This is a genomic window from Stenotrophomonas sp. YJH_SMC_57 (assembly GCF_059369755.1).
Genome location: NZ_JCAFSZ010000012.1, coordinates 15,989 through 37,988 on the forward strand (window position 1 = coordinate 15,989; position 22,000 = coordinate 37,988).

Genomic DNA, 22,000 nt, shown 5'->3' on the forward strand with positions numbered 1-22,000 from the left:
GGTGATAGGGTCGATCCTCTCAGTAGTGTCGACAAGGAGTCGAGCCATGCGTGTAGTTCCCAGTCTGTTGGCAGCCTCCCTGGGGTTGGTGCTGGCTGCGTGCCAGCCGGCACAGCCGCCCGCCGCGGGCGGCAATGATGCCGCGCCGCCGGCCGCGCCCGAACCGGCTGCCAGCACCGGCGCCGGCAGCGAGACCTTGTACCAGTGCGGCGATCTGAACGTGCGCGCGACCTTCAATGGCGAGGATGCGGCCACGGTGGTGATCGGCGATCGCAGCTTTGCGATGACCTCCGAGCGGGCGGCGTCGGGCGCGAAGTATGGTGATGGCCAGGGCAACAGCTTCTGGACCAAGGGCAGCGATGACGGCCTGTTGAGCCTGAAGGGCGAGCCGGACCGCGAATGCCACGCGGTGGAAGCCACCGAGGGCGATGGCAGCGCCGGCAACGCGGCGTTCCGTGCTACCGGCAACGAACCGGGCTGGCTGGCGGTCGTGGATGGCGACAAGCCCGGCCTGCAGGTGGAAGTGGATTACGGTGAGCGCCGCTTCGACGTGGCCAAGCCCACCGAAGGTGCCGACGGCTGGAGCGGGAAGGCGTCCGATGGCACCGACGTCAAGCTCAGCTTCCAGCGCACCACCTGCCAGGACGACATGAGTGGCGAATCGTTCGAGGCCAAGGTGAATCTGACCATCGGCACCCGCCAGTACCACGGCTGCGGCAACTTCGGCGCCCAGCAGCCATAAGTGATCCGTAGAGCCGTCACGGCGCCCGGCTGAACGGAGGATGCTGCCTGCGGCGGCGTGCGCCGCAGGCAGCACGAGGCGCTTAGTCGGCGCGTCCGGCGAATTCACCGGTGGCGGTGTTCACCAGCACGCGTTCGCCGTTGACGATGTACTCCGGCACCATGATCTCGATGCCGGTGTTGAGCTTGGCCGGCTTCGGGCGCTTGGTGGCGGTGCCGCCCTTCAGTTCCGGCGGGGTCTCGATCACTTCCAGCACCACCGAGGCCGGCAGCTGGATCGCCACCGGCTGCTCGTCAATGACCTGCACGTAGATGCCGGTCAGGCCGTCGGTGATGTAGCCGGCGTCGTCGCCGATCACGTCCGCGTCCAGCGTGTACGGGGTGTAGTCCTCGTCATCGAGGAACACGAAAGCGTCGCCGTCCTTGTACGAGTAGGTGGACTGGCGGCGCAGCAGTTCAACCTCGACCAGGTTGTCGTCGGCATCGAAGCTGGCGTCGAGCTTGTTGCCGCCCGGCACGCTGTACATGATGAAGCGGAAGCGGACGTTGCCGCCGCGACCCTGCGGCGAGCTGCGCTCGATGTCGCGGATCTGGTACACGCCGTTGTTGTACTCGACGACGTTGCCCTTCTTGATGTCGTTGGCTTTCATGATGATGTTGGTCGTTGGGGGAGGGCGCCGTCCCGGCGCCCGGGGGAATCACTTCGGAGCGAGGCGGGTAGCGCCGTCCAGGCGGATGGTCTCGCCATTGAGATAGGTGTTGCCGAGGATGAAGCCGACCAGGCTGGCGAAGTCTTCCGGCTTGCCCAGGCGCGACGGGAACGGGATCGAGGCGGCCAGCGACTGCTGCACGGCTTCGGGCATGCCGTCGACCATCGGCGTCCAGAACACGCCCGGCGCAATCGTGTTGACGCGGATGCCGAAGCGCGACAGTTCGCGCGCCATCGGCAGCGTCATCGAGACCACGCCGCCCTTGCTGGCGGCATACGCGGCCTGGCCGATCTGGCCTTCATAGGCGGCGATGCTGGCGGTGTTGATGATCACGCCGCGCTCGCCGTCGGTGCCGGCCTCGTTGTGCTGCATGCGGTTGGCCGCGGCCTTGGCCACGTTGAAGCTGCCGACCAGGTTGACCATCACCGTGCCCTGGAAGCCGGCCAGCGGCATCGGGCCCTCTTTGCCCAGCACGCGACCGGCGCCGAGGATGCCGGCGCAGTTCATCGCTACGTTCAGGCCACCGAGGAAATCGTGGGCCTGGTCGATGGCGGTGGCCACGGCCGCCTCATCGCTGACGTTGACGTTGAAATAGCGAGCCTTGTCGGCACCCAGTCCGGCAACGGCGGCTGCGCCCTTGTCGTCGTTGAGGTCGAACAGGGCCACCTTGCCGCCCTCGGCGACGAGGTGCTGGGCCACGGCCAGGCCGAGGCCGGAGACGCCGCCAGTGATCACGGCACGTACGGAAGACAGCTGCATTGAACGGTCCTGCAGGTTCGAGAACCGCCGATTCTAACGGAAGCCACGACCGTCGCTGTTGTGCACTGCGCCGCCTTTGCGGCGCGGTGCGGTGCGGCGGTCAGCCGGCGGCGGCCAGCGCCTGGCCGGTGCGGCTGGCGGTGGCGCGGCCGAGCAGGCCGGCCAGCCAGCGGCCGGTCTCGGCCAGTGCCGGCAGGTCCACGCCGCTGTCCAGGCCGAGGCCCTGCAGCAGGTAGACCACGTCTTCGCTGGCCACATTGCCGCTGGCGCCCTTGGCATACGGGCAGCCCCCGGCACCCGACACCGCGCTGTCGACCACGCGCACACCTTCCTCCAGGCAGGTGGCGATGTTGGCGATGGCCTGGCCGTAGGTGTCGTGGAAGTGCACGGCCAGCGCCGCCATCGGAATCTCGGCGGCGACCGCCTTCAGCATCGCCTGTGCCTTGCGCGGGGTGCCGACGCCGATGGTGTCACCCAGCGAGATTTCGTAGCAGCCCATCTGGTGCAGGGCACGGGCCACGCGCACCACGTCGGCCAGCGGCACGTCGCCCTGGTAGGGGCAGCCGAGCACGGTGGACACATAGCCGCGCACACGCACGCCGTCGGCGGCGGCACGGCGCAGGATCGGCTCGAAACGGGCCAGCGACTCGTCGATGCCGGCATTGGTGTTGGTGCGGTTGAATGCCTCGGAGGCGGCGGTGAACACTGCCACTTCCTCCACGCCGACCGCGCGCGCACGGTCGTAGCCCTGTTCGTTCGGCACCAGTACCGGGTAATGGATGCCGGGCTTGCGCTGGATACCGGCATAGACCTCGGCGGCGTCGGCCAGCTGCGGGATCCACTTCGGGCTGACGAAGCTGGTCGCTTCGATGCTGCGCAGGCCGGTGGCCGACAGGCGGTTGATCAGTTCGATCTTGTCGGCGGTGGACACCGACTGCTTTTCATTCTGCAGGCCGTCACGCGGGCCGACCTCGACGATGCGGACGTAGTCGCTCATGCCTGTACCTCGGAGCCGGGGCGGTGGCAGACCGCTTCGATGTTGTTGCCGTCCGGGTCGAGCACGAAGGCGCCGTAATAATCCGGGTGGTACCACGGGCGCAGGCCCGGGGCGCCATTGTCGCGGCCGCCGGCGGCGAGGGCGGCGGCATGGAAGGCGTCCACCTGCGCGCGGCTGGCGCAGGCGAAGGCCACGTGCACGCCGTGGCTGGCGGTGCCGCCATTGCCGAGCCAGAAGAACGGCTTGCCGTCGCTACCGAAACCGATGTGGTCGTGGGCGCCGCTCTGTTCGGCAGTCACTTCCATCACCACGCCGATCTGCAGCGGCGCCAGCGCCTGCAGGAAAAAGGCTTTGCTGCGCGCCAGGTCAGCGCTGGTCAAACCAAGATGATCGAGCATGTTCAGGCTTCCGTGACCCAGTGGGGGGCGCGCTTGTCGAGGAACGCGCCCAGGCCTTCCTGGCCCTCGGCGGAGACCCGCAGGCGCGCGATCAGCGCGGCATTATCCCGATCCAGCGCGTCGCGATCATGGCTGTCGCGGACCTGCCGGACCAGCTGCTTGGCAGTGGACGAGGCGATCGGGCCGGCCTTGTCGAGCAGGGCCAGCTGGCGTTCCAGTGCCTCGTCCAGGCGCTCGGGCTCGACCAGCTGGTGGACCAGGCCGATGCGCAGCGCGGTATCGGCGTCGAAGTGCTCGCCGGTGGCGAACCAGCGCCGGGCCTGGCGCGGGCCGATGGCCTCGATCACGTAGGGCGAGATCACCGCCGGCAGCAGGCCGAGGCGGCTTTCGGTCAGGCCGAAGCGGGCCGAGGTGCTGGCGATGGCGATGTCGCAGCAGGCGACCAGGCCGACACCGCCGCCGAAGGCGGCGCCATGGACCCGGGCCAGGGTCGGCTTGGGCAGCTCGTCCAGGGTGCGCATCAGTCGCGCCAGCGCCAGCGAATCCTCGCGGTTGTCGGCCTCGCTGGCGGCCGCCATGCCACGCATCCACTGCATGTCGGCGCCGGCCGAGAAGGAGGCGCCGTGGCCGGCCACCACCACCGCGCGGACCGCATCATCGCGGCCGGCGGCTTCCAGCGCCGCAGTCAGCCGCGCGATCAGGCTGGCGTCGAAGGCGTTGTGCAGCTCCGGCCGGTTCAGCCAAAGGGTGAGGACGGCGCCACGGCGCTCGATCTGCAAAGCATCGTTCATGGGATTCCAGGGTCACTCCATACCTGTATGGATCATAGCGGGCCATTGGTCATGGGCCATGACGCGACGCGGGAATGTTAGAATCGAGAACCATTTACATCCAGCAGAGATTACGCTAGATGACGCTGTCCGAACTGCCGCTGCACACCTCGGCCGTGGTCGAATCCGTGCAGGACCTGCATGCCAACGATGCCATTGCCCGTCGCCTGCGCGAGCTGGGTTTCGTCAAGGGCGAGGAAGTGCGCCTGGTGGCCAAGGGTCCGGTAGGCGGGGAGCCGCTGCTGGTGCAGGTCGGGTTCACCCGGTTCGCGCTGCGCATCAGTGAAGCCAAGCGCGTCGTGGTTGACGCCGCCAGCCAGGAACGACGTGCATGACCGCTACTGCCTCTACCGCCCCCCTGCGCGTCGCGCTGGTCGGTAACCCGAACAGTGGCAAGACCGCCCTGTTCAACCAGCTGACCGGCAGCCGGCAGAAGGTCGCCAACTACACCGGCGTCACCGTCGAACGCAAGGAAGGCCGCCTGCGCGCGCCGTCCGGTCGTGAATTCGCGGTGCTCGACCTGCCGGGCGCGTACAGCCTGCAGCCGGCCAGCCTGGACGAGGCGATCACCCGCGACCTGTGCCGCGGCTTCTACCCGGGCGAAGCCGCGCCGGACGTGCTGCTGTGCGTGATCGATGCCACCAACCTGCGCTTGCACCTGCGCTTCGCGCTGGAGCTGCGCGAGCTGGGCAAGCCGATGGTGGTGGCGCTGAACATGGTCGATGCCGCCCAGCGCCGCGGCATCCAGGTGGACGTGGCTGCGCTGGAGCGCGAGCTGGGCGTGCCGGTGGTGGAAACCGTGGCGGTGCGGAAGCAGGGTGCCAAGGCACTGGTCGAGCGCCTCGATGCGATGGTGCCGCACCTGGATGCACCGGTGCCGGGCCCGGAAGGCGGCATCGACTACCACGCCAAGGTGCGCCAGATCCTGTCGGTGGCCGTGCGCATGCCGGCACGTACCGCCAAGATCGATGACGCGCTGGACCGCTGGCTGCTGCACCCGGTGTTCGGCCTGGTCAGCCTGGCGGTGGTGATGTTCCTGATTTTCCAGGCGGTCTACGCCTGGGCAACGCCGCTGATGGATGCCATCGAGGCCGGCTTCGCCTGGCTCGGCGCCTTCGTCGGCAGCGTGCTGCCGGAAGGGCCGCTGGCCAGCCTGCTGACCGACGGCATCATCGCCGGCGTCGGCGGCGTGGTGGTGTTCCTGCCGCAGATCCTGATCCTGTTCTTCTTCATCCTGGTGCTGGAAGAGTCCGGCTACCTGCCGCGCGCGGCCTTCCTGCTCGACCGCATGATGGCGGCCGCCGGCCTGTCCGGCCGCTCGTTCATCCCGCTGCTGTCCAGCTTCGCCTGTGCGGTGCCGGGCATCATGTCCACCCGCAGCATCCAGGACCCGCGCGACCGCCTGGCCACGATCCTGGTGGCACCGCTGATGACCTGCTCGGCGCGCCTGCCGGTGTATGCGCTGCTGATCGGTGCGTTCATCCCGCAGAAGACCGTGTGGGGCGTGTTCAACCAGCAGGGCCTGGTGCTGTTCGGCCTGTATGCGGCCGGCATCCTCAGTGCGCTGGCGATGTCGTGGATCATGAAGAAGTGGCGCCGCGACAAGAGCGAGCATCCGCTGATGCTGGAACTGCCGTCGTACCGCCTGCCGCATGTGCGCGACCTGGCGGTGGGCCTGTACGAGCGCGGCATGATCTTCCTCAAGCGCGTCGGCGGCATCATCCTGGCGCTGACCATCCTGCTGTGGGTGCTGCTGTCGTTCCCGGCGGCGCCGGTGGGCGCCACGATGCCGGCCATCGACTACAGCTACGCCGGCCAGATCGGCCACGCGATGGCGGTGTTCTTCGCGCCGCTGGGCTTCAACTGGCAGATCTGCATCGCGCTGATCCCGGGCCTGGCCGCGCGCGAAGTGGCCGTGTCCTCGCTGGCCACTGTGTACGCGCTGTCGGCGGCCGATGACGATGCCGCCAGCCAGGCGCTGACCCCGCTGATCAGCGACGGCTGGTCGCTGGCCACCGCATTGTCGCTGCTGGTCTGGTACATCTACGCCCCGATGTGCATCTCGACGCTGGCCACCATCAAGCGCGAGACCAATTCGTGGAAGACGATGGCCTTCTCGGCGTTCTACCTGTTCGCCGCGGCCTACGTGGCGGCGCTGATCACCTACCAGGTGACCCGGGCGCTGGGAGGCGGCTGATGGACAGCGGATTGCTGCTGCAATACCTGATCATCGCGGTGGCCGTGCTGGTCAGCGCCTGGGTGGTGTTGAAGAAGCAGTTCCCGGGCACCGTGCGCAGGGTGCGCGGCGCATTGGCGCTGGCCCTGCTGAAGCCGGGTCGCGCTGCCTGGCTGCAGGGGCTGGGCCGGAAGGTCGCGCCGCCGGCGACGGGCGGCGGTGGCGCATGTGGCGGTTGCGACAGCTGCGGGCCGACCAAGAAGTAGCGCCGGGCTTGCTCGACGGCGGGCGCCCGGTGGGCGCGAACTTCACCCGATGGGTGCGAGCTTCACCCCGTGGGTGTGAACTTCGCCCGGTGGGTGTGAACTTCGCCCGGTGGGTGCGAACCTTGGTTCGCACGCTTCCCGGGTTCAGACCTCCCTGCGGATGAGCGCGCGGAAGTTTCCGTCCCGATTCAATCGCCGCACCGACTCGCGGTTTCCGTGGGCTTCCGCGAAGCCCGCCACATCGGCAAGGGCACCGAGCAGCAGGCCTTTCAGCGCATCACGATTGCCTGCCTCAAGCAGATCATCCAGATCCTGCTGGATGAAGGCCCGGCGCAGGCCGGGCGTCTCTTCGATCCGCCAGTCGACATGCGGCGTGGGAATGCTGGAGCGGTACCTGAACGCAGTTTCCAGGTCGGAAGGCGCAAGCGGATACTCAAGCAGCTCTGGAAAGTAGAGCCCGGCATTCACATAGAAGCCCCGGTGTTCGCTGCCGCGTTGGTGATTCACGACAAGCAGGGCGCCCTCCAGCAGCCGGTAGCGGGTGGTGGTGGTCCCGGCAAAGCCTGTCTTCCTTGCGCATCTGCTGAAGACCGTCGCGGATTTCATGGGGCCCGCCTGGGCTGGAGGAAGGGCCCACAGCCTTGTCGCGCCGTGCGCGGGGGTCAATTGGCAAACGCGACACGCGCAACGAGCGCCCCAGGTGGGTGCGAACCTTGGTTCGCACGCCTTGCCCATGGCGTGGACCTACCTGGCGCGGGAACCCAGCTCCGCTGCCAGCGCCAGCCAGCTGCTGCGTTGCGCCGGCGTGCTGCTGCGCACCGCACCGAGGCGGCTGATCTTCACTGGGCCGAAGCCGCAGAACGCCAGGATGGTGGCGCGGATCTGCACAATGCCCGGGTCGCGGTAGATCCAGCGGTAATACCAGGGCGGTGTGTCCAGGGTGGTGATCACCCGTGCGCTGCGGCCGGCCAGTAGCCGGTCCCACCACACCGAATCGCGCCGGTAGCGGAAGGCGTATCCCGGCAGCAGCACGCGGTCGAAGAAGCCCTTCAGCAGGGCCGGCATCGCGCCCCACCAGGTGGGATAGACCAGCACCAGGTGATCGCAGGCTTGGATCGCATCGGCGACGTCCTGCAGATCGGCTTCCAGGGGCTGGATCTGGCGGTAGCCGTGGCGCAGCACCGGGTCGAATTCGAGTTCACCCAAGGCGATCAGGCGTACCCGGTGGCCGGCATTTTCGGCGGCGGTGGCGTAGCGCTGGGCGAGGGCGCCGCACAGGCTGTCACGGTCGGGATGGCCGAGCAGGATCAGGATGGAACGGGACACGGCAACCTCGGACAATGGAAAGTGCGCGAGGGTGGGCTATGCCCCTGGGGCAGAGTCAAACGCCGGCGGAGCAGCCGGTGGGCTGCAGGACGCAGTCGCCATTGCCGGAGCGCAGCCACTGCCGTAGTTCGTCGCTGACCTGCAGCAGGGCCCGATCGACCTGTTCCAGCCGTGCGCGCTCACGGGCAATGTGGCTGCGCTGCTGCTCCAGCAGGGCCAGTACGGCCGGCCAGTCGAGCCGTCCATCGCGGCCCTGCAGCCGCGAGACCGCCGCCAGGGTGATGCCCAGTGCCAGCGCCTGGCGGATCAGCTGCACCCAGGCTACGTCCTGTTCGCTGTAATCGCGATAGCGGTTCAGGCGCGGCACCGGTGGCAGCAGGCCGCGCGCTTCGTACAGGCGGATGGCCTTTGCGCTGGCGCCGGTCAGGCGGCTGACCTCGGAGATGCGCATCGGTTCAGTCCCGCACCAGCCCGCCATCGACCACCAGGTTCTGGCCGGTCACCGCGCGCGACCAGGGGCTGGCGAAGAACAGCGCCGCATCGGCGAACTCGGCCGGGGTGGTGACGCTGCGCAGCGGGGTGTTGGCGGCGATGTAGTCGAACACCGCCTCGGGCGTGGCAGCGCTGGCATCGGTGGTGCGCAGCAGGCCGCCGGACAGCATGTTGACGGTGATGCCATGCGGGCCGAGGTCGCCAGCCAGGGTGCGGGTCAGTGACAGCAGCGCGGCCTTGGCGGCGGTGTAGTCGTGGTAGGGCACGACCGGGTTCTGGAACAGGTTGGTGCCGATGTTGATGACGCGGCCGAAACGGCGTGCCTGCATGCCGGGCAGGGCGGCCTGCACGGTGTTGAGCGCGCCACGCACGCTGCCCTCGAACTGCGCCTGGAAGGCTGGCCAGCCGATATTGGCGGCGCTGTCGCGCGCATCGCCATTGAACGAGAAGCTCGCCAGCGCGTTGTTGACCACGGTGGTGACGCCCTGGCCGAAGTGCGCCAGCGCCTGCTGCAGCATGGCGTCCACCTGGGCGCGGTCGGTGACGTCGGCCGGCAGCGCGATCGCCTGTCCGCCCAGCTCGGCAGCCAGGGCCCGTGCGGTGGCCTCGCTGCGGTGATGGTTCACGATGACGCGCGCACCCTGCGCGGCGAAGGCGCGGGCAATGTGCGTGCCAAGGCCGCGGCCGGCGCCGGTGACCAGCACCAGTTGTTCGCTGATCTGCATGGTGGAACTGCCATCCATTGCGTGAGAGGGCATGCAGCGTAGCAGCGATGGCGCTTGCCGGAGCGGGTGCGCTGCCGCTAGCCTGCGGGCATGAACCAGACTCCCCTGCGATTGCTCATTCACGGCGCCTCCGGGCGCATGGGTCAGGCCCTGCTGCGGCTGGCCGCTGAACACCACGAAACCCTGCAGATGGTGGCGGCGGTGACCGGCCGCGCGCCGGCCCAGCGCGTGGTCGACGGCGTGCCGTTCTTTGCCGCCAGCGAGCTGCCCGGCGCGCCGGTGTTCGATGTGGCGATCGACTTCAGCCTGCCCGAGGGTTTCGACCCGATGCTGGCGCTGTGCGTGGAGCGGGGCGCAGGCCTGGTGTCGGGCACCACCGGCATCTCCAGTACGCAGCGCCAGGCGCTGGAGGCGGCGGCAGCGAAGATCCCGCTGGTCTGGGCCTCGAACTTCAGCCTGGGCGTGGCGGTGCTGGACGAGCTGGTCGAGCGCGCCGCACAGGCGCTGGCCGGTTGGGACTGTGACATCGTCGAATCGCACCACACCCAGAAGAAGGACGCGCCATCGGGCACCGCGCTGACCCTGGGTGCGGCCGCGCAGCGGGGTGGGGCGCAGCCGCACTACGCCAGCCTGCGTGCCGGCGATATCGTCGGCGAGCATCTGGTGCAGTTCACCGGCCCCGGTGAGCGCATCGAGCTGGTGCACCGCGCCACCAACCGCGACATTTTTGCCCGCGGCGCGCTGTTCGCCGCCCGCCAGCTGCATGGCCGGGCGGCCGGCAACTACCGGGTGCGGGACCTGCTGGACGGCCCCCGGTAACGGTCCAGGTCGATGGTAGATGCCAACCTTGGTTGGCAGGCTTTCCGGGAAGCGCCAACCAAGGTTGGCGTCTACCAGGGTCATGGCGGCCCCGCATACGCCGCCGGATTGAAATGAATGCGCAATCGCCTGTTCATGAAACGCGATAACCGCTGGCGCGAGCGCCCCGGCAGCGCTACAATTCGCACTCGCCGAATCACGAAAGCCGGACCGGTCCCAGACCGTACGTCCGCGCTTTTTTGCAACCGGATTTCCGTGAAGCGCAGGCGTGACTTCGGCAGCCCCCTCGGTAGCCAAAGTGAGATTCCCGTGACCCAAGCCGCAATCCTCGTCCTCGAAGACGGCACCGTATTCGAGGGCGAATCCGTAGGCGCGCCCGGCCTGTCCGTCGGTGAGGTGGTGTTCAACACCGCCATGACCGGCTACCAGGAAGTGTTGACCGACCCGTCCTACGCCCGGCAGATGGTCACGCTGACCTATCCGCATATCGGCAATACCGGCATGACCGACCAGGACAATGAAGCGTCCAAGGTGTGGTCGGCCGGCCTGATCGTGCGCGACGTACCGCGCCGCCCCAGCAACTGGCGCAGCCAGGTGTCGCTGCAGGACTGGCTGATCCAGCGTGGCGTAGTCGCCATCGCCGGCATCGACACCCGGAAGCTGACCCGCATCCTGCGCGAAAAGGGCGCGCAGAACGGTGCGCTGATGGCCGGCGACATCGACGTGGAAAAGGCACTGGAAGCCGCCCGCAAGTTCCCGGGCCTGAAGGGCATGGATCTGGCCAAGGTCGTCACTACCGAGAAGACCTATACCTGGACCGAGGGCCAGCTGGACCTGGATGCCAATGCCTTTGTCAGCGTGCCGGCGAAGTTCAAGGTCGTGGCCTACGACTTCGGCGTGAAGACCAACATCCTGCGCATGCTGGCCGAACGCGGCTGCGAAGTGACCGTGGTGCCGGCGCAGACCCCGGCCGCCGAAGTGCTGGCGCTGAAGCCGGACGGCGTGTTCCTGTCCAATGGCCCGGGTGACCCGGAACCGTGCGACTACGCCATCGAAGCGATCAAAACCTTCATCGACGTGAAGATCCCGACCTTCGGCATCTGCCTGGGCCACCAGCTGCTGGGCCTGGCCTCGGGCGCCAGGACCATGAAGATGGGCCACGGCCACCACGGTGCCAACCACCCGGTGCAGGACCTGGACAACGGCCGGGTGATGATCACCTCGCAGAACCACGGCTTCGCGGTTGATGAATCGACCCTGCCGGCGACCCTGCGCGTGACCCACCGTTCGCTGTTCGACGGCACCAACCAGGGCATCGCCCGCACCGACGTGCCGGCGTTCTCGTTCCAGGGTCACCCGGAAGCGTCGCCCGGCCCGACCGATGTCGGCCCGCTGTTCGACCGTTTCGTGGCCCTGATGGAACAGAGCAAGGCGTGATCAGTACGTCGCCGGCTTGCCGGTGGCGTCGCGATGGACCGTAAGCCCCCGCATCGCTGCTGCCGCTGGCGCGGCGCTGCGGATCAAGATTCCTGATCGACAGCGTGCGATCACCCCCCTTGTCACGCTGTACTGACTTAGAGAAGAAAATGCCCAAGCGCACTGACCTCAAGACCATCCTCATCATCGGTGCTGGCCCGATCGTCATCGGCCAGGCCTGCGAGTTCGACTATTCCGGCGCCCAGGCCTGCAAGGCCCTGCGCGACGAGGGCTACCGCGTGGTGCTGGTCAACAGCAACCCGGCCACGATCATGACCGACCCGGAGATGGCCGACGCCGTCTACATCGAGCCGATCAACTGGCAGACGGTCGAGAAGATCATCGCCAAGGAAAAGCCCGACGCGCTGCTGCCGACCATGGGTGGCCAGACCGCGCTGAACTGCGCGCTGGACCTGGCCGACCACGGCGTGCTGGAGAAGTACAACGTCGAACTGATCGGCGCCAAGCGCGAAGCGATCCGCATGGCCGAAGACCGCGAGCTGTTCCGCGTGGCCATGGGTGAGATCGGCCTGGAATGCCCGACCGCTGCCGTCGCCCACACCCTGGACGAAGCGCTGGAGATCCAGACCCGTGTCGGTTACCCGACCATCATCCGCCCCAGCTTCACCCTGGGCGGCAGCGGTGGCGGCATCGCCTACAACCGCGAAGAGCTGGTCGAGATCGTCAGCCGTGGCCTGGAGCTGTCGCCGACCACCGAAGTGCTGGTCGAAGAGTCGGTGCTGGGCTGGAAGGAATTCGAGATGGAAGTGGTCCGCGATACCGCGGACAACTGCATCATCGTCTGCTCGATCGAGAACCTGGACCCGATGGGCGTGCACACCGGTGACTCGATCACCGTGGCCCCGGCGCAGACCCTGACCGACAAGGAATACCAGCGCCTGCGCGATGCCTCCATCGCCGTGCTGCGCAAGATCGGCGTGGATACCGGCGGCTCGAACGTGCAGTTCGGCATCAACCCGAAGACCGGCCGCGTGGTCGTCATCGAGATGAACCCGCGCGTGTCGCGTTCCTCGGCGCTGGCCTCCAAGGCCACCGGCTTCCCGATCGCCAAGGTCGCCGCAAAGCTGGCCGTGGGTTACACCCTGGACGAACTGAAGAACGAGATCACCGGCGGCCTGACCCCGGCCTCGTTCGAGCCGTCCATCGACTACGTCGTCACCAAGATCCCGCGTTTCGCCTTCGAGAAGTTCCCGGCTGCCGACGCCCGCCTGACCACCCAGATGAAGTCGGTGGGCGAGGTGATGGCGATGGGCCGTACCTTCCAGGAGTCGGTGCAGAAGGCCCTGCGTGGCCTGGAAACCGGCAAGGTCGGCTTCGACCCGACCGGCCTGGACCTGGCCAATGAAGAAGACCTGCAGACCCTGCGCCGCGAGCTGAAGGCGCCGGGCCCGGAGCGCCTGTTCTTCGTCGCCGATGCCTTCCGTGCCGGCATGAGCGTGGAAGAGATCTACGCGCTGTCGTTCATCGACCACTGGTTCCTGGACCAGATCGAGGAAATCATCGCGGCCGAAGCCGAAGTCGCTGCTGGCGGCATCGATGCGCTGGACGCGGCACGCCTGCGCAAGCTCAAGCGCGCCGGTTTCTCCGACGCCCGCCTGGCCCAGCTGACCGGTACCAACGAAGCAGCCATCCGCGCGCTGCGCCGTGCGCACAAGGTGCGCCCGGTCTACAAGCGCGTGGACTCCTGCGCAGGTGAGTTCTCCACCGGCACCGCCTACCTGTACTCGACCTACGAGGACGAGTGCGAGGCCGCGCCGACCAACCGCGACAAGATCATGATCCTCGGCGGTGGCCCGAACCGCATCGGCCAGGGCATCGAGTTCGACTACTGCTGCGTGCACGCGGCACTGGCGCTGCGCGAGGATGGTTATGAAACCATCATGGTCAACTGCAACCCGGAAACCGTGTCGACCGACTACGACACTTCCGACCGCCTGTACTTCGAGCCGCTGACCCTGGAAGACGTGCTGGAGATCGTCGAACTGGAGCAGCCCAAGGGCGTGATCGTGCAGTACGGCGGCCAGACCCCGCTGAAGCTGGCGCGTGCGCTGGAAGCCAACGGCGTGCCGGTGATCGGTACCAGCCCGGACTCCATCGACCTGGCCGAAGACCGCGAGCGCTTCCAGCAGCTGGTGGACAAGCTGGGCCTGAAGCAGCCGCCGAACCGCATCGCCCGCAACGACCAGGAAGCGCTGCTGCTGGCCCGCGAGATCGGCTACCCGCTGGTGGTGCGCCCGAGCTACGTGCTGGGTGGCCGCGCGATGGAAATCGTCTACGGCGAATCCGACCTGGCCCGCTACGTGCGTGACGCGGTGAAGGTGTCCAACGATTCGCCGGTGCTGCTGGACCGCTTCCTCGACAACGCCGTCGAGTGCGATGTGGACATCATCGCCGACAAGGAGGGCAACGTCCTGATCGGTGGCGTGATGGAGCACATCGAAGAAGCCGGCGTGCACTCGGGTGACTCGTCCTGCTCGCTGCCGCCGTACTCGCTGTCGGCCAAGACCCAGGCCGAACTGCGCCGCCAGGTGGTGGAGCTGGCCAAGGCCCTGAACGTGGTCGGCCTGATGAACACCCAGTTCGCGATCCAGACCAGCGAAGAGGGCGATGACACCATCTACCTGCTGGAAGTGAACCCGCGCGCCTCGCGCACCGTGCCGTTCGTGTCCAAGGCCACCGGCATGGCATTGGCCAAGATCGCCGCGCGCTGCATGGCCGGCACGACCCTGGCCGAGCAGGGCGCGACCAAGGAAATCGTGCCGGACTACTACTCGGTGAAGGAAGCAATCTTCCCGTTCGCCAAGTTCCAGGGCGTCGATCCGATCCTTGGGCCGGAAATGCGTTCCACCGGTGAGGTGATGGGCGTGGGCCGCACCTTCAACGCCGCCTTCGCGCGTGCGCAGGAAGCCGGTGGCATCAAGGCGCCGCCGGTCGGCAAGGCCTTCGTCTCGGTGCGTGACCCGGACAAGAAGCGCGTGCTGCCGGTGGCCAAGGCGCTGCTGGCGCGTGGCTACAGCCTGGTGGCCACCCGTGGCACCGCCGCATGGCTGCAGCAGCACGGCATGGACTGCGAGATCATCAACAAGGTGGTCGAAGGCCGTCCGCACATTGTCGACTCGATCAAGAACGGCGAGATCGTCTACATCGTCAACACGACCGAAGGTCGTTCGGCGATCAATGACTCGTTCTCGATCCGTCGCGAGGCGCTGCAGCACCGCGTCACCTACTCGACCACCATTGCCGGCGCCAAGGCGCTGGTGGATTCACTGGAATTCCGCGGCACCGGCCCCGTCTGGTCGCTGCAGGAGCTGCACAAGGAGTTGAATGCATGAGAGCCCCCATCACCATGAAGGGCGCGCAGAAGCTGCGCGACGAACTGGATCACCTGAAGTCGGTCAAGCGCCCTAAGGTGATCGCCGCGATCGCCGAAGCGCGTGAGCACGGCGACCTGAAGGAGAACGCCGAGTACCACGCCGCGCGCGAGGAACAGGGCTTCATCGAAGGGCGCATCAAGCAGCTGGAAGGCGAGCTGTCGCACGCCGAGATCATCGATGTGAGCAAGCTCAATGCCGGCACCAAGGTGGTGTTCGGTGCCAGCGTGACCCTGGCCGACGTGGAAACCGACGAAGAGAAGAAGTACCAGATCGTCGGTGACCTGGAAGCGGACATCAAGCTGGGCCTGATCGCCATTTCCTCGCCGGTGGCGCGCGCGATGATCGGCAAGCTGGAAGGCGATTCGATCGTGATCGACGCGCCGGCCGGCCAGCGCGAGTACGAGATCGTCAGCGTCAGCTACGTGGACTGACGAGGTGGCAACGGCGACCCTGCTGTTGCCGGCACGCAGCCGCCTTGCGGCGGCTGCATTGCCGGACGACGTGGCGCGCGCGCTGGGTCGCGCCACTGCTTTGCAGCTGGACGCCGGTGAGCGCGCCCAGCTGCAGCGTCATTTCACCGTGGCCGCGCCGCAGTGGCCGGTGGCTGCGTTGACCCGCCAGCGTGACGTCGGCGATGCCGCCGGCGCCCGCTGGCTGCGGGCCGATCCGGCCTGCATGGTGCCGGACATGCACGGCGCGCGGATGATGGCCTACGGCGAAACGCTGCGGCCGACCCTGGCCGACAGCCTGGCCCTGTTGCCGGTGCTGCAGCCGTTGTTCGCCGATGCCGGGTTCGTGCTCGACGCACCGGATCCTTCGCGCTGGTACCTGCGGCTTCCGATCGACCTGGCGCTGCCCGGGTTCGACAGCCCGGACGAAGTGCTGGGCGATGACCTGTTCTCGCACCTGCCGGAAGGCGAGGGCGGCCGCCGTTGGCGGGCCTTGATGACCGAGGCGCAGGTGCTGCTGCACAACCATTCCTGGAACCAGCAGCGCGTGGCCCAGGGACAACAGCCGATCAATTCGCTGTGGTTCTGGGGCGGTGGCGTGATGCCGGTATCGGTCAGCACGGCGCACGCGCAGGTGCGCAGCCGCGATGCCCTGCTGCAGGGCCTGGCCCTGGCGGCTGGCGTGGCGGTGGATGGCGAGCAGGCGGTGGATGCACTGGTCGACCTGCGCCAACTGCGTTCATCGCAGCAGTTGGGCAATGATGCGATCCGGCCGCTGCTGGCCGCGCTGAAGCGAGGCGAGCTGCAGCGACTCGTGCTGGACTTCGAGGATGGCCTGCAGTTCCAGTTGGACCGTGGCCAGCGCTGGCAGTTCTGGAAGAAGCCGCGGCAGCTGCACGACTGATCGGGTTGGATCCGTTTTTTGTCGGAAAACGGCTCTGCCCCGATGGTTACCGGGGTTGCCGGCCAGCGGCCGGCACTACCGCAGCTGCCGGGCGCAATCCCGCCAGCCTCTCCCACGCGCGGTATCATCCCTCTGTCTTTCGTAACCGGCGATGCCGATGTCCCTTGCCGCCGATGCCGTGCAGCCCACCTCTGATACGCCGACGATCCGCCGCCGCGATGCGGTCGCACCCGGCAGCTGGCCGGAGGGCACGCTGCCGCTGCTGGCCAGGTTGTACGCAGCGCGTGGCGCGGAAACGCCGGAGCTGGCACTGCCGAAACTGGGCAGTCTGCACGCGCCCGAGCTGCTGACCGGCATCGATGATGCGGTGGGCCTGCTGGTCGAAGCCATCGCCCATGACAAGCGCATCCTGGTGGTGGGCGATTTCGACTGCGATGGCGCCACCGCCTGTGCGGTGGGCGTGCGTGGCCTGCGCATGCTCGGCGCGCAGCATGTCTTCCACGCAGTGCCCAACCGCATGTTGCATGGCTACGGCCTGTCGCCGTCGCTGGTGGACGAACTGGCCGCGCTGCAGCCGGACCTGCTGGTCACGGTCGACCACGGCATTGCCTGCCATGCCGGTGTCATCGCCGCCAAGGCGCGCGGCTGGCAGGTGCTGGTCACTGACCATCACCTGCCGGGCCCGCAGCTGCCGCCGGCCGATGTCATCGTCGATCCGAACCTGGATGGCGATGCCTTCCCCAGCAAATCGCTGGCCGGTGTCGGCGTGATTTTCTACGTGCTGATGGCGTTGCGCCGGCAGATGCGCGAGGCCGGTGTCTTCGCCGATGGCAAGGGGCCGGACCTGACCGCGCTGCTGGACCTGGTGGCGGTGGGCACCGTCGCCGACCTGGTGGCGCTGGATCCGAACAACCGTGCACTGGTCAGCGCGGGCCTGCGCCGGCTGCGTGCCGGGCAGGGCTGTGTCGGCCTGCGCGCCCTGATCGAAGCCAGTGGCCGCGATGCCGCACGACTGACCGCCGCCGATATCGGCTTCGCACTTGGGCCGCGCCTGAACGCTGCGGGCCGGCTGGAAGACATGGCGCTGGGCATCGCGCTGCTGCTGACCGAGGACCCACGGCAGGCACGCGACATTGCGCAGACACTTGAGCAGATCAATTCGGAACGGCGCGCGGTGCAGCAGTCGATGACCGACGACGCCGAGCAGGCGCTGACCCGCGTGGTGCTGGACATGGCCGGACAGCGGCCGGTGGCGGCCTGCCTGTTCGATGCTGACTGGCACCCGGGCGTGGTGGGCCTGGTCGCATCGAAGATGAAGGACCGCCTGCACCGTCCGGTGATCGCCTTTGCTCCGGCCGAACCGGGCGCCGACACACTGCGTGGCTCGGCCCGCTCGATTCCCGGCCTGCACATCCGTGACGCACTGGCGCTGGTCGACGCACGCCATCCGGGCCTGATCGAACGTTTCGGCGGGCACGCGATGGCCGCCGGCCTCAGCCTGCGCCTCGATCACATTGATGACTTCAAGGCCGCTTTCGTCGCCGTGGTGCTGGAAATGCTCGACCCGGCGGCGCTGCAGCAGCAGGTGCTGAGCGACGGTGAACTGGCGGCGGACGAGCTGGACCATCGCCATGCCGACGCGCTGCGCCTGGCTGGGCCGTGGGGGCAGGGCTTCCCGGAACCACTGTTCGACGGCCACTTCGAAGTGGCCAACTGGCGCGTGCTGAAGGAGCGCCACCTGAAGCTGGAACTGCGCTTGCCGGGCGTGCCCGGCACGATCAACGCCATCCACTTCGGCGGCTGGCACGGCAATGCGCCGGGCCGCCATGTGCATCTCGCCTATCGCCTGGCCTGCGATGACTATCGTGGTGGCAGCGCGATCCAGCTGATCGTCGAGCACTGCCTGCCCACCTGAAAAAAGGGGACGGAGGGGATTAAGTCGCTTGTGCCTTGTTTGCCACTTGCGACTTAATCCCCTCCGTCCCCTTTTTCTGTGAGGTCAGCGGACCTCGGTCACCAGCGTCGGCAGTTCCCAGGTGCCACCGGGCACGCCGCGGCATAGGCCTGCTGCGATTTCGGCGCTCGCGACGAAGGCCGTGCCAGTCCAGGTCCAGGTGCTCTGCGAGATGCAGTCGCCCAGTCCGCGGCCCTTCTGCACGGCGATGATCTGCCCATCGTCATAGTCGATCGCATCACTGGTCACCCACTGCGGTTGGAACGGGGCCTTCGGGCGGGCCACCCAGTAGCCGTCGCCGGTGTTGTAGGCCGCGCGCCAGCAGGGCACGTTGACCAGCACGTGCTGCGCGTCCAGGCGACGTATCTCCAGTGCCGAGTTGCTCAGCGGGATATCGGCATCGGCCTCCAGCAGGCCCTCGCAGCTGTTGTCCTTCAGCGTGGCACGCAGCGCCGCGCGCAGCGCGGGCGAGGCCGCCAACTGCACGAAGGCCGGGTCATCCGGAATCGAATCGGACGTCGATGCGCTGCGCACGACGGGCACCGGCAGCGCGTCCGGAACGCTGGCTTCGGGCGTGCTGCCCTTGCGCATCACGGCACCGGGCGTGCCGAGGCGGCCCTGGTACTCGTCGATCTTCAGCAGGACTGCGGCAGCGCCCTTGTCCGACAACGCCCAAGTTTGACCGGTGGCATCGCTCACGCTGATCCCACCGTCGCGCACCAGTGCCGACAACAGTGCGGCGGTCTGCGCGGCAGTCAGGGCATAAATGCCTTCGCCCTCGTCCGCTACCAGCACACCCAGGTCCTGCTGGCGAACATGCAGGCGCAGCGCGCCGGCGGGCCGGGCCTGGCCTTCATCCGGCTGCAGCGAAAGACGGCCCTGCATGGCCTGGTTGGCGCCGCCCTTGCGGGTCAGCAGCACGCTGAGCGTGCTCTGCTCGTCGGCGGCGTAGCCGGCGGCGCGGCAGGTACGGGTGTTGTCACAGGCCACCACCCAGTCGTGGTGCTGGAAGTACAGGCCGCTGGAGGGTGCCCCGGCGTTGGCAGCGGGCGGGGTGGCCAAGGCCAGCAGGGCAATGGGCAGGAACTGACGCATGGGTATCCATACACATGGGCGGGGCCACAGAGTGCCCAGCCAGGACCGTCAGCGCCAGCCTGAATGGCTGCGCTGTGCTCTCCGTATTTGTGACGTGGTTCGCGCTGTCGTGAAAATCCTTAATGAATTCATCTCCTTATCCAGCGCTGATTGCGTCAAAAAGCTGGCACATGGCACAGGTCAATGGCAAAGTCGGGCCACGACCAACATGGGACGACGGAACGCCCGATGTACGCCGAATCACTGCTTCCCGGCGCCACGCTGCAGCGCCTGCATCAGGACCGACGCCTGATCCGCGTCGAAACCGCTTTGGATCCGGACACGTTCCTGGTCAAGCGCTTCGACGGGGCCGAATCGGTGTCCGCGCCGTTTGCGTACCGCATCGATCTGCTCTCGATCCAGCCGCGACTGGAGCTGAAACAGCTGGTCGGGCAACCGCTGCGGCTGCAGCTCGGCGATGAGTTCGGCAACCGCAGCGTGCATGGTTACGTGCGCGAGTTCGCCAGCACCGGGCAGCAGGCGCAGTTCAGCGCCTATCGTGCCGAGCTGGCGCCGTGGTTCGCCTTCCTCGACTACACCTGCAACTGCCGCATCTTCCAGGACCGGAACGTGCTGCAGATCATCGAGGAAGTCTTCGAGGGCTATGCGCAGCTGGCCAGGTTCCGCTACGACCTCAATGCCGGCAAGCTGGCGCCGCTGCCGTATTGCGTGCAGTACAACGAATCGGACTTCGCCTTCGTCAGCCGCCTGCTGGAAGATGCCGGCCTGTACTACAGCTTCGTCCACGACGAAGAAGGCCATGAGATGGTGATCAGCGACGATTCGACGCTGAGCACTGCCCATGGCGAGCCGCAGCCGATCGCGTTTGTTTCCGACCAGGGCACCCTGGCCAGCACGGGCCTGCATCGCTGGGGGGCGCGGCGCCGGGTCGGGCCGAGCGTGCAGACGCTGCGCAGCTTCGACTTCAAGCAGCCGGGCGAACGGCTGGATGGCAACCAGGGCAACCAGGTGCCGCTGGGCCTGCTGCCGCCGTTGGAGCAGTACCGCTACGACGGTGCCGCGCGCTTCATGAACAGCCGCATCGGTACGGCGCTGGCCGCGGTGCGCAACGAGGAAGTGACCTGGCCGACCAAGCTGTTCGAGTGTGCGGGCAATGCCGGCGAGATGGAGGCCGGCGGCTGCTTTGATCTGGAACGGCATCCGGACTTCATCGGCCGCGACGACACCGATCGCAGCTTCTTCGTGGTCAGCATGCAGCGCGAAGGCCACAATAATTTTGCCGCCGATTTCGGCAGTGCAGAAGCGCCCAGCGTGGAAGTGCAGGCCGAAGTGCTGCGGCGGCGCATCCCGTACCGCCCGCTGCGGCTCACCCCCTGGCCGCGCATGCCGGGCCCGCAGACCGCCACCGTGGTCGGCCCGCCGGGCGAGGAACTGCACGCCGACCGCTATGGCCGGGTGAAGGTGCAGTTCCATTGGGACCGCCAACTGGACCGTCGCGAGAACGCCTCGTGCTGGATCCGCAGTGCCAGCCCCTGGGCCGGCGCGGACATGGGCGGCGTGTCGCCGCCGCGCGTGGGCCAGGAAGTGATCGTCGACTTCCTCGACGGTGATCCGGACCGGCCGATCATCACCGGCCGCGTCTACAACGAAGACAACATGCCGCCGTTCGGCATGGAGGTCAGCGGCCTGAAGTCGAAGACGGTCAAGGGCGCGGGCTGGAATGAAATCACCATGCACGATGGCGCCGGCGGCGAGCTGCTGAACATGCGCGCCCAGCGTGACATGGTTACCACCGTGCTCAACGACCAGAACGCCAGCATCAAGAACAACAAGTCGACTACGGTGGCGGTCAACCACACGATGGGCGTCGGCGCCAACCAGGACATCAGTGTCGGCGGCAACCGCGGCATCACTGTGACCGGCACCGATACGCTGGGTGTCAGCGGCACCCGTACCACCAATGTGACCGGCGCGGTGACCGAGAAGTACGAGACCGGCGAAACCAAGACGATTGCCGCCGCCGGCTATACCGAGACCATCACCGGTGATTTCAAGACCACGCTGACCGGCAACTACACCAGCCAGCGCACCGGTACCTGGACCGAGACCGTCACCTCCACCTCCAGCCGCACCGTGGGTGGGCTGGTCACCGAGACCCTGCAGGCCGCGCGTGAAGTGACGATCACCGGGCAGGACAAGCGCAAGGTGCAGGGCAAGGTCGACGACAGCAACGTCGGCGAGCGCGTCATCGATGTCACCGGCAACTTCAGCCAGGATGCCACCGGCACCCACAGCCAGGGCTCGGACGGCGCGATGAGCCTGGAGTCGGCGGTCAAGCTCACCAGCAAGGTTGGCGGTTCGGTCATCGAGATCACCGACAGCGCGATCAAGATCACCGCCGGTGGTTCCGAAGTGGTGATCGACGCCGGTGGTGTATCGGTCAACGGCAGCGAGATCAAGCTCAACTGCTGAGCCGCAAGGGAGAAGT

Annotated in this window: 21 protein-coding genes; 11 read left to right on the top strand and 10 right to left on the bottom strand. The window is 67.5% G+C overall.

The annotated features are described in order from the left end of the window. Positions 1 to 46 precede the first annotated feature (46 nt). Positions 47 to 742, top strand: a complete 696-nt coding sequence (locus tag AC5P7U_RS16435) for a COG3650 family protein (RefSeq protein WP_197564931.1) — start codon at positions 47 to 49, stop codon at positions 740 to 742. 82 nt (positions 743 to 824) lie between these two features. Here the strand turns inward: AC5P7U_RS16435 and yeiP are convergent, their stop codons facing one another. The 5 genes from yeiP to AC5P7U_RS16460 all read right to left on the bottom strand — a co-directional run bounded on the left by yeiP (position 825) and on the right by AC5P7U_RS16460 (position 4,396). Beyond that, positions 825 to 1,391, bottom strand: coding sequence for an elongation factor P-like protein YeiP (yeiP, locus tag AC5P7U_RS16440; protein WP_005409468.1), 567 nt, complete (start codon positions 1,389 to 1,391; stop codon positions 825 to 827). Between the two features lie 48 nt (positions 1,392 to 1,439). Beyond that, on the bottom strand, positions 1,440 to 2,210 hold the full coding sequence (locus AC5P7U_RS16445; RefSeq protein WP_006440110.1) for an SDR family oxidoreductase: 771 nt from the start codon (positions 2,208 to 2,210) through the stop codon (positions 1,440 to 1,442). A 100-nt stretch (positions 2,211 to 2,310) separates the two neighbouring features. Then, on the bottom strand, positions 2,311 to 3,207 hold the full coding sequence (locus AC5P7U_RS16450; RefSeq protein WP_197564762.1) for a hydroxymethylglutaryl-CoA lyase: 897 nt from the start codon (positions 3,205 to 3,207) through the stop codon (positions 2,311 to 2,313). After that, the gene (locus AC5P7U_RS16455) at positions 3,204 to 3,605 is read right to left on the bottom strand and encodes a VOC family protein (RefSeq protein ID WP_197564761.1); all 402 of its coding nucleotides are present in this window, start codon (positions 3,603 to 3,605) and stop codon (positions 3,204 to 3,206) included. The genes AC5P7U_RS16450 and AC5P7U_RS16455 overlap by 4 nt, the downstream gene beginning before the upstream one ends. Before the next feature lie 2 nt (positions 3,606 to 3,607). Continuing rightward, complete coding sequence (locus AC5P7U_RS16460; RefSeq protein ID WP_049457462.1) at positions 3,608 to 4,396, bottom strand: enoyl-CoA hydratase/isomerase family protein; 789 nt, start codon at positions 4,394 to 4,396, stop codon at positions 3,608 to 3,610. 119 nt (positions 4,397 to 4,515) lie between these two features. On the opposite strand from AC5P7U_RS16460, the gene AC5P7U_RS16465 reads away from it, so the two are divergent. Genes AC5P7U_RS16465 through AC5P7U_RS16475 form a run of 3 tightly spaced genes read left to right on the top strand, consistent with a single transcriptional unit; the run spans position 4,516 to position 6,877 of the window. Continuing rightward, complete coding sequence (locus tag AC5P7U_RS16465; protein WP_005409473.1) at positions 4,516 to 4,770, top strand: FeoA family protein; 255 nt, start codon at positions 4,516 to 4,518, stop codon at positions 4,768 to 4,770. Further along, the gene (gene feoB, locus AC5P7U_RS16470) at positions 4,767 to 6,632 is read left to right on the top strand and encodes a ferrous iron transporter B (protein WP_008265453.1); all 1,866 of its coding nucleotides are present in this window, start codon (positions 4,767 to 4,769) and stop codon (positions 6,630 to 6,632) included. The genes AC5P7U_RS16465 and feoB overlap by 4 nt, the downstream gene beginning before the upstream one ends. Further along, complete coding sequence (locus AC5P7U_RS16475) at positions 6,632 to 6,877, top strand: DUF6587 family protein (RefSeq protein ID WP_414555179.1); 246 nt, start codon at positions 6,632 to 6,634, stop codon at positions 6,875 to 6,877. Before feoB ends, AC5P7U_RS16475 begins: the two co-directional genes overlap by 1 nt. A gap of 144 nt (positions 6,878 to 7,021) precedes the next feature. Here the strand turns inward: AC5P7U_RS16475 and AC5P7U_RS16480 are convergent, their stop codons facing one another. From AC5P7U_RS16480 to AC5P7U_RS16495, 4 genes are all read right to left on the bottom strand, one after another. Further along, positions 7,022 to 7,483: a DUF4304 domain-containing protein gene (locus tag AC5P7U_RS16480; RefSeq protein ID WP_197564760.1), complete on the bottom strand. Its 462-nt coding sequence runs from the start codon at positions 7,481 to 7,483 to the stop codon at positions 7,022 to 7,024. A gap of 138 nt (positions 7,484 to 7,621) precedes the next feature. Further along, a complete protein-coding gene (locus AC5P7U_RS16485; protein WP_197564759.1) occupies positions 7,622 to 8,203 on the bottom strand; it encodes an NAD(P)H-dependent oxidoreductase in 582 nt (193 codons plus the stop codon). Positions 8,204 to 8,258: 55 nt separating this feature from the next. Beyond that, positions 8,259 to 8,654: a MerR family transcriptional regulator gene (locus tag AC5P7U_RS16490; protein ID WP_006440513.1), complete on the bottom strand. Its 396-nt coding sequence runs from the start codon at positions 8,652 to 8,654 to the stop codon at positions 8,259 to 8,261. Positions 8,655 to 8,658: 4 nt separating this feature from the next. After that, positions 8,659 to 9,453, bottom strand: coding sequence for a 3-oxoacyl-ACP reductase (locus tag AC5P7U_RS16495; protein WP_481458329.1), 795 nt, complete (start codon positions 9,451 to 9,453; stop codon positions 8,659 to 8,661). Positions 9,454 to 9,510: 57 nt separating this feature from the next. Here AC5P7U_RS16495 and dapB point away from each other — a divergent pair, with 57 nt between their 5' ends. The 6 genes from dapB (at position 9,511) to recJ (ending at position 18,378) form a co-directional block, all read left to right on the top strand. After that, positions 9,511 to 10,239 carry a 4-hydroxy-tetrahydrodipicolinate reductase gene (gene dapB, locus AC5P7U_RS16500; RefSeq protein WP_197564758.1) on the top strand — a complete coding sequence of 243 codons (729 nt, stop codon included), beginning with the start codon at positions 9,511 to 9,513 and terminating at the stop codon, positions 10,237 to 10,239. 309 nt (positions 10,240 to 10,548) lie between these two features. Next, on the top strand, positions 10,549 to 11,676 hold the full coding sequence (gene carA / locus AC5P7U_RS16505) for a glutamine-hydrolyzing carbamoyl-phosphate synthase small subunit (RefSeq protein WP_049457474.1): 1,128 nt from the start codon (positions 10,549 to 10,551) through the stop codon (positions 11,674 to 11,676). Between the two features lie 149 nt (positions 11,677 to 11,825). Next, complete coding sequence (carB, locus tag AC5P7U_RS16510) at positions 11,826 to 15,068, top strand: carbamoyl-phosphate synthase large subunit (protein ID WP_197564757.1); 3,243 nt, start codon at positions 11,826 to 11,828, stop codon at positions 15,066 to 15,068. An 8-nt stretch (positions 15,069 to 15,076) separates the two neighbouring features. After that, complete coding sequence (gene greA, locus AC5P7U_RS16515) at positions 15,077 to 15,541, top strand: transcription elongation factor GreA (RefSeq protein WP_197564763.1); 465 nt, start codon at positions 15,077 to 15,079, stop codon at positions 15,539 to 15,541. A 4-nt stretch (positions 15,542 to 15,545) separates the two neighbouring features. Then, a complete protein-coding gene (locus AC5P7U_RS16520; RefSeq protein ID WP_197564756.1) occupies positions 15,546 to 16,463 on the top strand; it encodes a phosphoglycerate mutase in 918 nt (305 codons plus the stop codon). A gap of 157 nt (positions 16,464 to 16,620) precedes the next feature. Then, positions 16,621 to 18,378 (top strand): single-stranded-DNA-specific exonuclease RecJ, encoded by a 1,758-nt coding sequence (gene recJ / locus AC5P7U_RS16525; RefSeq protein WP_197564490.1) that lies wholly within the window; start codon positions 16,621 to 16,623, stop codon positions 18,376 to 18,378. A gap of 84 nt (positions 18,379 to 18,462) precedes the next feature. Here the strand turns inward: recJ and AC5P7U_RS16530 are convergent, their stop codons facing one another. Beyond that, complete coding sequence (locus AC5P7U_RS16530; protein ID WP_006440932.1) at positions 18,463 to 19,512, bottom strand: DUF1176 domain-containing protein; 1,050 nt, start codon at positions 19,510 to 19,512, stop codon at positions 18,463 to 18,465. A 228-nt stretch (positions 19,513 to 19,740) separates the two neighbouring features. On the opposite strand from AC5P7U_RS16530, the gene AC5P7U_RS16535 reads away from it, so the two are divergent. Then, positions 19,741 to 21,984 carry a type VI secretion system Vgr family protein gene (locus tag AC5P7U_RS16535; protein WP_197564489.1) on the top strand — a complete coding sequence of 748 codons (2,244 nt, stop codon included), beginning with the start codon at positions 19,741 to 19,743 and terminating at the stop codon, positions 21,982 to 21,984. Positions 21,985 to 22,000: the final 16 nt, after the last annotated feature.

What these genes read in the sequence shown, in the direction of transcription:
- AC5P7U_RS16435 (WP_197564931.1), top strand. Translation starts at nt 47, where the DNA reads ATGCGTGTAGTTCCCAGTCTGTTGGCAGCCTCCCTGGGGTTGGTGCTG.
- yeiP (WP_005409468.1), bottom strand. Translation starts at nt 1,391, where the DNA reads ATGAAAGCCAACGACATCAAGAAGGGCAACGTCGTCGAGTACAACAAC.
- AC5P7U_RS16445 (WP_006440110.1), bottom strand. Translation starts at nt 2,210, where the DNA reads ATGCAGCTGTCTTCCGTACGTGCCGTGATCACTGGCGGCGTCTCCGGC.
- AC5P7U_RS16450 (WP_197564762.1), bottom strand. Translation starts at nt 3,207, where the DNA reads ATGAGCGACTACGTCCGCATCGTCGAGGTCGGCCCGCGTGACGGCCTG.
- AC5P7U_RS16455 (WP_197564761.1), bottom strand. Translation starts at nt 3,605, where the DNA reads ATGCTCGATCATCTTGGTTTGACCAGCGCTGACCTGGCGCGCAGCAAA.
- AC5P7U_RS16460 (WP_049457462.1), bottom strand. Translation starts at nt 4,396, where the DNA reads ATGAACGATGCTTTGCAGATCGAGCGCCGTGGCGCCGTCCTCACCCTT.
- AC5P7U_RS16465 (WP_005409473.1), top strand. Translation starts at nt 4,516, where the DNA reads ATGACGCTGTCCGAACTGCCGCTGCACACCTCGGCCGTGGTCGAATCC.
- feoB (WP_008265453.1), top strand. Translation starts at nt 4,767, where the DNA reads ATGACCGCTACTGCCTCTACCGCCCCCCTGCGCGTCGCGCTGGTCGGT.
- AC5P7U_RS16475 (WP_414555179.1), top strand. Translation starts at nt 6,632, where the DNA reads ATGGACAGCGGATTGCTGCTGCAATACCTGATCATCGCGGTGGCCGTG.
- AC5P7U_RS16480 (WP_197564760.1), bottom strand. Translation starts at nt 7,483, where the DNA reads ATGAAATCCGCGACGGTCTTCAGCAGATGCGCAAGGAAGACAGGCTTT.
- AC5P7U_RS16490 (WP_006440513.1), bottom strand. Translation starts at nt 8,654, where the DNA reads ATGCGCATCTCCGAGGTCAGCCGCCTGACCGGCGCCAGCGCAAAGGCC.
- AC5P7U_RS16495 (WP_481458329.1), bottom strand. Translation starts at nt 9,453, where the DNA reads ATGCCCTCTCACGCAATGGATGGCAGTTCCACCATGCAGATCAGCGAA.
- dapB (WP_197564758.1), top strand. Translation starts at nt 9,511, where the DNA reads ATGAACCAGACTCCCCTGCGATTGCTCATTCACGGCGCCTCCGGGCGC.
- carB (WP_197564757.1), top strand. Translation starts at nt 11,826, where the DNA reads ATGCCCAAGCGCACTGACCTCAAGACCATCCTCATCATCGGTGCTGGC.
- recJ (WP_197564490.1), top strand. Translation starts at nt 16,621, where the DNA reads ATGTCCCTTGCCGCCGATGCCGTGCAGCCCACCTCTGATACGCCGACG.
- AC5P7U_RS16530 (WP_006440932.1), bottom strand. Translation starts at nt 19,512, where the DNA reads ATGCGTCAGTTCCTGCCCATTGCCCTGCTGGCCTTGGCCACCCCGCCC.
- AC5P7U_RS16535 (WP_197564489.1), top strand. Translation starts at nt 19,741, where the DNA reads ATGTACGCCGAATCACTGCTTCCCGGCGCCACGCTGCAGCGCCTGCAT.